Raw genomic sequence first — 10,289 nt, 5'->3', positions numbered from 1 at the left:
CATGACCCAGAGAGCCTGGTCGGTGAACGGCCTGGCTGCGGAGCTCGGCCTGGACCGGCGGACGGTGGCCAAGAGGCTGGCGCTGGCGACCCCACACAGCGTGGCTCCAGACGGCAGCCCACGGTGGCTGCTGCCCGAAGCCATCCGCGTCCTGTTCGCCATCCAGGACGACCGCCGGCGCATCGACTTCGACGAGGCGCGCCAGCGCAAGGTGGCGGCTGAAGCGCAGCTGGCTGAGCTGGAGCTGGCTCGGCAGCGGGGCGAGGTCGTGGCGATCGAGGATGTCGGAGTGGAGCTGGAACGCTGTTACAGCGCCGTGCGCAATCGCCTCATGGCAATGCCGCCAAAGCTGGCCCCACTCTTGTGTCCGGAAGATCCCGCAGTGGCGCAACGCCTGCTCGAAGCTGCGGTAGTCCAAGCTCTGGCAGAGCTATCCGAGGCCGAGCCAGACGATCCGGAGTACCAGGCTGCCGCCGTCGCACGTTGATCATGGCTAACTGGCACAGTCCTGAGGCTTCTGGCTGGAGATGACGATGGACCCGCTGCCTTCTCTTCCCGCTATCCTGGTTGAGCGTCAGGCCATTCACCCAGCTACCGCTGCGCTCCTCAGCAGCTGGCAGCGCCGGGCCGAGCAGGACGCCTGTCCAGAGACATGCGCATTATTAGCGGCCATCGTCGGCTGCCTGCGTGAGCTACCGAAGGCGCCGCATACAGCGAATGTGACTGCTGTCCATGTCATCGACGATCTCATCAGCGACATCCGGGAGCAGGTGATCAGCGACCTCCGCCCCCAGCTCTCGCGGCTCAGGCTGCAGGTGTATGCGGAGCGGTTGGGGAAGCTCGCGGCGCCTTCAGCGGCCGAAGCCTGAGCTCCTAAGCTTTCCTTCTCCTCAAACAGCCAGACCACCTGAAGAACCACGGCCTTGAGCGTTGACGCTGCCAAATGAGATGCTCAGGGTATCCGGCAACAGGTGAACATAGGCCCTCAGCCCCACGTCAAGAAGGGGCGAGCATGAGAAGTAAGCATCTATGTCAGTTTGTGGTGCTCGGCAGCAAAGGGGACGAATACCGGATCCGTTTCGACCTCGACAACGGCGTCCTGTTCACGACCTGCACCTGCCAGGCGGGACCGAATGGCAGCTACTGCAAGCACCGAGTGTCGCTCCTGACAGGGGGCGTTTCTGACCTTGCCAGCAAGAACAGCCACGAGCTGGCCCTCATCCTCCCTCACCTGGCAGGCAGCAGACTGAAGGTTGCGCTCGACGAGTTCACAGAAGCCGCCGAGATCCACGACACTGCCAAGCGCCGCCTCGACAAGGCCAAGAAGAAGCTTACCGACGCGATGTTCAACAACCGGGTTGCCGATGGGTGAGCTGCATGGAGTGGCCGAGGCAGAGGGCGCAAAGCTCTCCAACAGGATGCGCGGCCCTGAAGTGCCCAGGCAGCGTACTCGCCGTCAGCTGATCGAGTTCGCAAAGCGGATTATTCGCAACCTCGTGTCCGCTCTTGTTGGCGCTTACACAATCGCCGGGATTCTGGCGACGATCAGAAGTGCTCAGGATGCAGCTGAGGATTGGGGATTATGGGATCTCTTCATACATGTCTCAGGCATGTTATGGGCTGCTCTGATAGACGAGCCTGTCGCGATCTGCATAGGCGTCGCTTTTGTCTGCTGGACAACCTATATTCGGTGGCATCATCAGGACACGCTGTTTAGGATCACCCGTCTGGAGTACGATAATCGTAGGCTTCGAAAGGATCTTGCGGGATCCAGCCAACAGTTCGAACTTCAGCTCAACCAGCCAAGGAAGAGGCGCAAACGGAGGAGACGACATGAGTGAGGGGTTGCTGGCAATCCTCATCGCTTCCGGCTCCGTCGCTCTGTACGAGGCGATCGGGCTTGGCCTCATCAAGCTTACCGAGCCCACCCGTCTTCGAGTTGTCAAAGCCTGGGAGGAAGAGGACGACGGACTGGATGATCCCCCAGACCGCACGGTGTCGATCTACTCGCTGTACTCTGGTCGAATGGCCTGGTTGGTCTGCGGGGCGCTACTCGAGGTTACGGCGCTGGCAGCGTACGACCTGGCAGTCGGGCGGAAGGGCGCTCCTGGAGAGCCACTGGACGATCATCAATTTGCTACAAGCGTGCGTCGGGTCGTGTGCATTCTCGCGAATAGTCCTGCGGCCGTTGTAGCTGCTCTCTTTGTCGTGATCTTTTTCGCCCCGATGTTTGGGCTTATAGCACTTCTTCGGCTGCGCGGCCTGAACGACCCAAACACCCGTGGCCAAGGGTTGGGGCTAGGCACCCGCTTCAACCAACTGCTTCGCGCCTAGCCGTAGCGCTACCGGAGAAGCTAAGCACGCCGCCTTCGGGTGGCGTGCTTGTTTTTGGAGTAAGTGTTCTGGCGGCGGTGGAAGCTTAAAAGGAGCCGGCCACCCGAAGGTAGCCGGCTCCCATGCTACTGCCGGGTCAGAGAGACGCCGATCGTCCCGGCCGCAAAACCCGGCCGGGACGGAGCTCGGTTTACTTCGTTTTGCAGCTGTCGGCCGTTTCTGGCGTGCAGACATCAAGACCCACCGTGATAGGGTCCGGCACAGTCTTGCCGCTTACGACGTCGTTCAGCGTGTAGATGGCTCGGTAACCCATCTCATAGGGCCGCTGCCCGACCTGCCCATGGCTCAGTCCGTCCTTCAGGAAGCCCATCTGCACGTCCATGGTTTCCACGAACAGCAAGACCAGCTCGCCTGACTTGATGCGATCCTCGTAGCGGGAGGTCAGCTGGCGATAGGCCTCCGGCAGCATCTGCGGCGCGCCGCCTGCGTTCAGCATCGCATCCAGGTCGGGATACTTTGCCAGGATGTCGGTCATCTGGACGATGGAAAGCGGAAAATCGTCGTTGTTGTACAGGGGACAGCCCGCCACCTGAGTCCATTTATCGGCCGGCAGCGTGTCGAGCATCCCTTTCATCCGCTCATTCATGTTAACCGCCGCCGGTCCACCGCTCTGGATGCAATAGGTGCCACCGTCCGGCTTGAGCGCGATCAAGCGCTTACCGATCTCCTTGCCGATCTCGGTGTTCACCGTGCCGATATAAGTAGCGCGCAGGGCCTGATCGCGCGGCAGCAGATCGCTATCCCAGGTTACCACCGGGATGCCGGCTTCCTTGGCAGCTGCTGCGGCCTTGGCGATCGCCGGAGCATTCGACACGGAGACAGCCAAACCGTCCACGCCCTTGGCGATCAGGTCCTGGACCATCTGGAACTGCTCGTCACCGCCACCATGCTCGCCAGGGCCGATATAGTAGCACTCGATCCCGCCGATCTCTTCTGCTGCCTTCATGCAGCCGTCACGTGCCTGGTCGAAGAAAGGATTGTTCATGTTCTTCGGCACAAGCGCAAAGACCTTGTCGGCCGCGTCTGCTGATAACGGCGCGACCATGGTGCCGAGCATGGCTGCGGCGGCCGCAAAAAGAAGCGCGTTGACCGGCTTCATGGTTAGATCCTTCCTGATCTTCTCAACCGATATTCCCGGATGGGCTCGGTCGATACCCGAGAGCCTGCTCCCCAGTTGGTCCTTGGTCAACGGGAGGGTGTGTCCGGCGCGTCTCGGGTGAGGAAGAGCCGCTGAACCACAGTCCGCAGGCCGGTTCGGGCTGTCTTCGCCGTGCTGGCCGATCTCGGGCCACGGCTCCCCCTCGGCTCCGCCGGCCTCATCGCTTCGCTCCCGTCAGGCCGCGGCAACGCCACCTCGGCCAGCTGGAACACGACGTAACGACCGTGGCGCACGATCCGGGCGCCGATCTTCACCAGCTTCTCGCGCAGCGTGCCAATGACCATTGCGCCACCTACGGGGCAACGCGAGTGAGCGCACGAAGTTGGCCAGGTTGTAGGCCACCGTGGCGCGCTGGCGCCAGTCTCAGAAGTGGTCGGGCCCGTCTCAGTCGAGGAACTGCTGAGCGGATGACGTTCACACATGAAGCAGCTACAGCAGTGCCAGGAGGAGGTCACTGGCGACTTCACGCTCCTGGAGTATCGAGCCTTGCCCTCCCGCATCGAGGACTACGCCCTGATCGGCGACTGCGAGACCGCGGCGCTGGTAGCACGCGACGGCTCGATCGACTGGCTGTGCTGGCCACGTTTCGACAGCCCCGCCTGCTTTGCAGCACTCCTTGGAGGGCCGGAACATGGACGCTGGCTGCTCGCCCCCGTCGATGCCACGCCGCGTGTCTCGCGCCGGTACACTGAAGGCGGCACCCTGATCCTAGAGACGGACTACGAGACGACCGACGGCGCCGTCACGATCATCGACTTCATGCCCCCGCGCAGTGCGGCATCAGATCTCGTGCGCATCGTGATCGGCCGGCGCGGACAGGTGGCAATGCGCACCGAGCTGACCCTGCGCTTCGACTATGGCTCTGCCGTACCCTGGGTGACCCATCTTGAGAAAGGCGGTCTGCGCGCCATCGCCGGACCGGACATGGTCGTGCTCAACACGACGGTGCCACTCGAGGGTAAGGATCTAAGCACTGTAGGCGAATTCATCGTGAGTGCTGGCGAGGAGGTGAGCTTCGTGCTGACCTATTCGTCCTCTCATCTCATGTCGCCGCTGCCGGTCGATGCACAAGCTGCGCTGACGGAGACCGACATCTTCTGGCGAGCATGGTCCAGCCAATGCACTTACGTGGGCCCATGGCCTGAGGCAGTGCGGCGTTCGTTGATCACGCTGAAGGCGCTTACATATGCGCCCACTGGGGGCATCGTCGCCGCCGCTACGACGTCTTTGCCCGAGCAGATCGGCGGTCCACGCAACTGGGACTATCGGTTCTGTTGGCTCCGCGATGCCACGCTCACCCTGCTCGCTTTGATCGAGGCGGGCTTCTTGGAAGAAGCGCAGGCATGGCAGGAGTGGCTGCTGCGCGCGGTCGCCGGTAGCCCATCGCAGTTGCAGATCATGTACGGCCTTGCAGGTGAGCGCCAACTCCGGGAATGGGAACTCGATTGGCTGCCCGGTTATGCGGACTCACGCCCGGTCCGCATCGGCAATGCAGCCTATGACCAACTCCAGGTCGACGTTTATGGCGAGGTCCTGGATGCGCTCTACCAAGCCAGGCATGCCGGCTTGGCGAGCGGTGGTGAGGCCTGGTCACTGCAATGCGCGCTCGTGGAGCACCTGGAGAAGATCTGGACGCAGCCGGACGAGGGCATCTGGGAAGTACGTGGCGGGCGGCAACACTTCACCCATTCCAAGGTCATGGCATGGGTGGCATTTGACCGGGCGATCCGCAGTGTCGAGGAATTTGGTGTCAGCGGACCGGTCGAGCACTGGCGCGAGTTGCGGGACAAGATCCATCGGGAGGTGTGCGAGCAAGGCTACGATCCTGAGATCGGCAGCTTTGTGCAAGCCTATGGATCGAGGACGCTCGACGCGAGCCTCCTGCTCCTGCCACTGGTGGGCTTCCTCCCGGCCAACGATCCGCGTGTTCGCGGTACGGTCGCTGCGATCGAGCGTCGGCTGATGGTGGACGGTCTCGTGCTGCGCTACGACAGCGGCAAGACGGACGATGGTCTCCCACCTGGCGAAGGAGCCTTCCTCGCCTGCAGCTTCTGGCTCGCTGACAATTATGAGCTGCAGGGTCGGCATGAGGAGGCACGCGCCCTGTTCGAGCGGCTGCTGGCGCTGTGCAACGACATCGGTCTACTGGCGGAAGAGTATGATCCCCGGGCAAAGCGGCAGCTTGGCAACTTTCCTCAGGCCTTCTCTCATCTGGCCCTGATCAGTACGGCACTCAATCTTGCTCGTGCGAACATCGGTCCCGCCGAGCAGCGGTCGCACTGTGAGTAGCTAGCAGGAGTGGAGAAGCATCAGCCACAGGTGCTCGTCACTGGGTCGATAAACGTTAGCGGCCGCTCAACGGGATCTGAAGGTTCTTTCGCCTGGTGGTCTGTGTCAGCTTGCAGTTTAGATGAGGTGGGCGATGGTAGCTCCGTTGGTTTGGGAGGCTGCCATGGCTCATGGGCCGAAGGCCATTGTCCTTGAATTGACATCGGTCGAGCGAGGGGCGCTGGAGGATCTGATCCGACGCCGCAAGGTGGGACAGGCGCTGGCTTGAGCTTGCTCGTGTCGAGCTGGAGGCCACTATCTCGGGGTAGCCAGGGCACTGGGGGTGAGCCGGCCAGCGGTGGCCATGTGGCGACGGCGTTTTGCTCTGCATCGCCTGGAAGGCCTGGTCGATGTACCTTGTTCCGGTGCACCAAGGCAGATCATCGATCAAGCCGCGGAGCGCTTGATCGCGCTCACGCAAAGAGGAATGCACTTCACCCTGACCAGGGCCTCCCTCGACAATCTCCTGCCTGCCGCTTCTTTGGAGATCGGATCCATGGCCTCCTGCCCATGGATGGCTCAACTTGGTCGATTGTTGGTTCGCCCTGCTGACCCGGCGGCGGCTCGAGGGCAGCGTGTTCACCAGCACTCAGGCGTCGGAGGAGGTGATCCGACGCTACATCAAGGACGTGAACCAGGCCCCAAGGCCATTCGTCTGGATCAAGAGCACAGATGCCGTTCTCACCAGCGTCGCTCGCTTCTGCCAGTGGATCTCCAACCCGGACCTCTAAGCGAACCGTGCCAAGCTGTAAGGTGAAAGCAACGGATCACGGCGGCAGAGCAGGATCTCCTCGGCCACGAACATTCCGATCGCCGGTGCCAGCGTGATCCCGGAATGAGTGACGGCAACGTAAAGCCCGTCATGCCCTCTCGCCCGACCGACGATCGGAAAGCCGTCGCTGGGCATCGGCCGATAGCCGATGAGATGGTGGTCGAACACCAAGTCGTCGGCGCCCTCTAGCATCGCCGTGACTTTGGCGAAAAGATCCTGCGCTACCGCTCCGGCTCCCCGGACTTGGTCGCCCGTGCCGAAATCTGCGCTGGCGATCACTCGTCCGTCTACCGTCTGCCGCAACTCCAAGCCTGGCGATACCAGCACGCTGTTGATCAACCGAGCATGCGGCTTGGTATAGACCAGGATACCTGGTGGCATGGACAGCGGCACCTGGATCCCGGCCGTTGCCGCCAGCTCCGCCGTCCTGCCGCCCGCAGCGAGCACGATCTCGTCGGCGGCCAGGAATCCGGCCTCGGTCCGCACGCCGACGGTCCGGCTCCCTTGCTGGATCAGTTCCAGGACCAGGCTGTTCAGCTGCAACCGTGCCCCGTTCCGCTCAGCATCTGCCAGCAGGACCTGCGCAGCCGCACGCGGCTCAGCTGCACCCTCCTCAATCACGTGCAACGCCATCTCCGGCGGGTCGGCCAGATTCGGCTCGATCTGCAGCAGCACAGCCCGGCTGACCTTGCGGATCCCATAGCCCCAGCCGCCGTGCTGCCGGACATAGGACTCCATCTCATCCGTCGGCAGATCCCAGCGAAGCCCTCCGGTCTGCGTCAGCGGGAGGCCAGGTACCATCTCCGCCAACCGCCGCCACGCGGCCATCGAGCGCACCCGCAGCCGGAAATAGGGCTCCGGGTTGCCCCAGCTCGCGTTGATCCAGGCGAACGAATTCGGGGTCGCCACGCCGCCGGCTCCGCTCGCCCCGATCACCGTCACCGATGCACCCGCCTTGGACAGATGCCAGGCAATCGAAGCTCCGATGATCCCGGCCCCGACGACGATGATCCGCGGTCTGCTGTTCATGTTCTTCTGGTCTTCCTGACCTGAGGATCGGCTGGCCGGGAGGCTTTAGAGGGACGACGAGCGGATTTGATCCGTGCAGATTGTCGCTTACATGAGGGATCGGCACCGATACTGCGACCGGTGATCGCGCCAGCACGCTGGCGACACCGAACAGGCGGCCGATGGTGCTCCAGAAGGGCTTGCAGGTTCGGCGACCGTCCCGCCGACGCCCGGCAGCTTGTGGACAAGCTGGCAGAGCACGCGATCGAGGATCAACGGTACCATGATGCCCTTTTTAGCGCAGGCGCGCCGGCATTGGAGGCGCCGTGCCACGTCCGGCCGAGGCGGCGCAAGGTCGACCAGTTCGTCTGCTCCTGCCCGGCGCATCATGCTCCCGGTCGCCTGCACCAGCCGCCGACAAAGCTCCTGGACAAGGGTGCCACTATCGCCGCTTGGGCGGTCATGCCCCGGCACAAGCCGCACTTATGGAAGGCCAGAATGCTGCAGTTGGGCCAGGCCTCTGCCGCTCCTTTTCGGCAGTCATCCCATCCGGACGCCGTCCTGCCCACAGATCGCCACGATCTCCTGCGGTGTCAGTTCTTCAGGATCAGCGCAGCCCGCGCGATCGAAGTGGCGAAACATCTCCACCGCCTGCAGCCCGGGGCGGGCAATGACCAGGAAGCGGACTTGATCCGTCGTGTCGTTGCGGAAGCCATGGCGCGACCCCGCCGGAAGCTGGGCCGTCTCGCCCGGGAGAAGCGTACGCTCGCCATCGGGATCCATCAGGGTCAGCTCGCCTTCCAGACCATAGAAGATTTCGTCCTCATCGGCGTGAATGTGTGGCGGGACGACGTAGCCTGGTGGAATCGCGTGTTCGCCCAGGAAGATACCAAGCTCGGCAGGATCCGCCTTCACGATCATGATCGCACCGAACACACGGAGTACCTCACCTGCACCAGTCGCCAGCTTGTTGAGCTTCACGTCCAATACATCCACCATAGCTCCCTTTCCTCCATTCGATCCGGCACGTAAGCCGTGCCATGACATTGCCGGGGCAGCCGGCGATTCGGCAGCTGCTTGTTGTGGACAGCATGTTCGCCTGGGCGAACAATGGCGCCATGCCAGCACTCTTCGGCATCGAGACATTCGTCCGGGTAGTGGAGGCGGGCAGCTTCACGGCTGCGGCCGAGCGGTTGCAGACGGCTAAATCGTCGGTGAGCGAAACGGTGCGCGCGCTGGAGGAACGGCCGGGCGTGCGCCTCCTGGACCGCAGCACACGTAAGGTGCAGCACACGTAAGGTGCAGCCCACTGAAGCAGGCCACGCCTTCTACGCCCGCTGCTGCCGCCTCCTGCAGGAAGAGGAAGCTGCGCGCCTGGAGGCGCAGGCGCTGCAGGAGGTGCCAGCGGGCCGGCTACGCGTGGCGGCTCCCGAGTGCTTCACTGCTCGTCACCTGGTGCCGGATCTCGCGATCCTTCTTTGACGCTCATCCTGCAGTCAACATCGAGCTGGTTGAGACGCCGGGCGTGGCACGGCTGGTGGAAGACGGGTTTGACCTGGCGATCCGCGTGGCGGAGGCGCCAGCGCCGGGCCTGGTTGTGCGGCGTCTTGCGACTTCCCGTGTCCTCATCGTCGCCTCGCCCAGCTATCTCGCCCGGCACGGCATCCCGAGCACTGCAAGGGAGGTTGCTCAGCATCGTTGTGTCGGCTGCAGCCCCCTTGCTTGGCGTGATACGTGGCGGCTCGGCGCAGACACAGTGTCGGTACGACCGGTACTGCTAACGGACAACGCCGAGTCGCTGCGCACCGCGGCGCTGAGTGGAATCGGTCTGGTAGCAATACCGGACTGGGCGGTGACAGATGCCGTGATCTCCGGCGAGCTGCAGCGCGTCTTGCCTGAGACGGAGACGCCAATGAGCGGCATCTTCGCCGTTTATCCGACCAACCGACTGACGACGCCGAAGGTAAGAGCCTTTGTCGACCATGTTGCCAGAGGACTACATGCCCGCGGCCTTCCGCGATGATTCTTGAACAGGAAAGCGCGATCCGGGTGCCGGCAATTCGGCCAAGTGGCTATCGACGCCTGCGGAGAAGCGCCTGACCGGAAGGAGAGACGGTGACTCTCGCTCCCATAGACCGGAACTTTCCTAAAGCAGAATTGGGCGTGCTTGAACTTAGAGCTGTTCGCACCATTCGGTGAGCATTAAAACTGCCGGCGCCGCCGTGGTCTAGCCTTGGCCTGACGTGCCTGCATCGCGTCAAAAAGTTCGAGTCCAGCAGAACATTCTTGGAGTAGACGATGCTCAAGAGGTTCCTTGTAGCACTCACGTTCGCGCTGGCGCTGCAAGCAGGACTTTCGGACATGGGGCAGGCGGCAACGTCTCCTCGGTGCGGCCGGCAATACAGTCCGGATGATCTGTACTGGCGCACCTATGCACCGTCGGTGCGTCATGTGCTGGCTCAGCTGCCGGTCGAGATGCGATTTGCTTCCGGCAACATGATGTCGCTGGACTATCGCGTCGATGATGCCGGGAGGCCCGTCTACCGCGCCGAGTTCGCCAAGCAGTGGCAGCACATCTTCGGCACGAACACGGCGACCGGCTATGGTCGCCTGGTCCGCGGCAGCTGG

General features: G+C 62.9%; 12 protein-coding genes and 2 pseudogenes. 10 read left to right on the top strand and 4 right to left on the bottom strand.

Annotated elements, in window-relative coordinates; translation table 11 throughout:
• The 4 genes and pseudogenes from VHL31_RS11465 to VHL31_RS11450 all read left to right on the top strand — a co-directional run.
• Positions 1-487, top strand: a pseudogene (locus VHL31_RS11465) (hypothetical protein); the annotation flags it as partial.
• Positions 488-533: 46 nt separating this feature from the next.
• Positions 534-869 (top strand): hypothetical protein, encoded by a 336-nt coding sequence (locus tag VHL31_RS11460; RefSeq protein ID WP_329661344.1) that lies wholly within the window; start codon positions 534-536, stop codon positions 867-869.
• A 143-nt stretch (positions 870-1,012) separates the two neighbouring features.
• Entirely contained in the window at positions 1,013-1,372 is a 360-nt protein-coding gene (locus tag VHL31_RS11455) for an SWIM zinc finger family protein (protein ID WP_329661343.1), read from the top strand.
• Positions 1,373-1,833: 461 nt separating this feature from the next.
• Positions 1,834-2,334 (top strand): hypothetical protein, encoded by a 501-nt coding sequence (locus VHL31_RS11450; protein ID WP_329661342.1) that lies wholly within the window; start codon positions 1,834-1,836, stop codon positions 2,332-2,334.
• Positions 2,335-2,524: 190 nt separating this feature from the next.
• Here VHL31_RS11450 and VHL31_RS11445 read toward each other — a convergent pair whose 3' ends face one another.
• Together VHL31_RS11445 and VHL31_RS11440 are read right to left on the bottom strand one after the other, a co-directional pair.
• Positions 2,525-3,493, bottom strand: a complete 969-nt coding sequence (locus VHL31_RS11445; RefSeq protein ID WP_329661341.1) for a substrate-binding domain-containing protein — start codon at positions 3,491-3,493, stop codon at positions 2,525-2,527.
• 239 nt (positions 3,494-3,732) lie between these two features.
• Positions 3,733-3,907: pseudogene (locus VHL31_RS11440) on the bottom strand (transposase); the annotation flags it as partial.
• 132 nt (positions 3,908-4,039) lie between these two features.
• Between VHL31_RS11440 and VHL31_RS11435 the strand changes: the two are divergent.
• Complete coding sequence (locus VHL31_RS11435) at positions 4,040-5,842, top strand: glycoside hydrolase family 15 protein (protein ID WP_349262414.1); 1,803 nt, start codon at positions 4,040-4,042, stop codon at positions 5,840-5,842.
• 563 nt (positions 5,843-6,405) lie between these two features.
• Positions 6,406-6,612 carry a hypothetical protein gene (locus VHL31_RS27145; RefSeq protein WP_422653674.1) on the top strand — a complete coding sequence of 69 codons (207 nt, stop codon included), beginning with the start codon at positions 6,406-6,408 and terminating at the stop codon, positions 6,610-6,612.
• On the opposite strand, the gene VHL31_RS11425 is transcribed toward VHL31_RS27145, so the two are convergent.
• Positions 6,609-7,682, bottom strand: coding sequence for an FAD-binding oxidoreductase (locus tag VHL31_RS11425; RefSeq protein WP_329661339.1), 1,074 nt, complete (start codon positions 7,680-7,682; stop codon positions 6,609-6,611). The genes VHL31_RS27145 and VHL31_RS11425 overlap by 4 nt on opposite strands.
• Before the next feature lie 519 nt (positions 7,683-8,201).
• Positions 8,202-8,660 (bottom strand): cupin domain-containing protein, encoded by a 459-nt coding sequence (locus VHL31_RS11420; RefSeq protein ID WP_329661338.1) that lies wholly within the window; start codon positions 8,658-8,660, stop codon positions 8,202-8,204.
• 92 nt (positions 8,661-8,752) lie between these two features.
• Here VHL31_RS11420 and VHL31_RS11415 point away from each other — a divergent pair, with 92 nt between their 5' ends.
• From VHL31_RS11415 to VHL31_RS11400, 4 genes are all read left to right on the top strand, one after another.
• A complete protein-coding gene (locus VHL31_RS11415; protein WP_329661337.1) occupies positions 8,753-8,959 on the top strand; it encodes a LysR family transcriptional regulator in 207 nt (68 codons plus the stop codon).
• Between the two features lies 1 nt (position 8,960).
• Positions 8,961-9,143 carry a hypothetical protein gene (locus VHL31_RS11410; RefSeq protein ID WP_329661336.1) on the top strand — a complete coding sequence of 61 codons (183 nt, stop codon included), beginning with the start codon at positions 8,961-8,963 and terminating at the stop codon, positions 9,141-9,143.
• The gene (locus VHL31_RS11405; RefSeq protein WP_329661346.1) at positions 9,103-9,684 is read left to right on the top strand and encodes a substrate binding domain-containing protein; all 582 of its coding nucleotides are present in this window, start codon (positions 9,103-9,105) and stop codon (positions 9,682-9,684) included. Before VHL31_RS11410 ends, VHL31_RS11405 begins: the two co-directional genes overlap by 41 nt.
• A 275-nt stretch (positions 9,685-9,959) precedes the next feature.
• On the top strand, positions 9,960-10,289 hold a 330-nt coding region (locus VHL31_RS11400; protein WP_329661335.1), incomplete at its 3' end, for a hypothetical protein.

Source organism: Geminicoccus sp. (assembly GCF_036263595.1).
GTDB lineage: Bacteria > Pseudomonadota > Alphaproteobacteria > Geminicoccales > Geminicoccaceae > Geminicoccus.
This window is presented reverse-complemented; position numbering and strand designations above follow the sequence as displayed.

Bases quoted from the DNA above. Each gene is read 5' to 3' on its own strand.
- VHL31_RS11460 (WP_329661344.1), top strand. From the start codon at position 534: ATGGACCCGCTGCCTTCTCTTCCCGCTATCCTGGTTGAGCGTCAGGCC.
- VHL31_RS11455 (WP_329661343.1), top strand. From the start codon at position 1,013: ATGAGAAGTAAGCATCTATGTCAGTTTGTGGTGCTCGGCAGCAAAGGG.
- VHL31_RS11450 (WP_329661342.1), top strand. From the start codon at position 1,834: ATGAGTGAGGGGTTGCTGGCAATCCTCATCGCTTCCGGCTCCGTCGCT.
- VHL31_RS11445 (WP_329661341.1), bottom strand. From the start codon at position 3,493: ATGAAGCCGGTCAACGCGCTTCTTTTTGCGGCCGCCGCAGCCATGCTC.
- VHL31_RS11425 (WP_329661339.1), bottom strand. From the start codon at position 7,682: ATGAACAGCAGACCGCGGATCATCGTCGTCGGGGCCGGGATCATCGGA.
- VHL31_RS11420 (WP_329661338.1), bottom strand. From the start codon at position 8,660: ATGGTGGATGTATTGGACGTGAAGCTCAACAAGCTGGCGACTGGTGCA.
- VHL31_RS11415 (WP_329661337.1), top strand. From the start codon at position 8,753: ATGTTCGCCTGGGCGAACAATGGCGCCATGCCAGCACTCTTCGGCATC.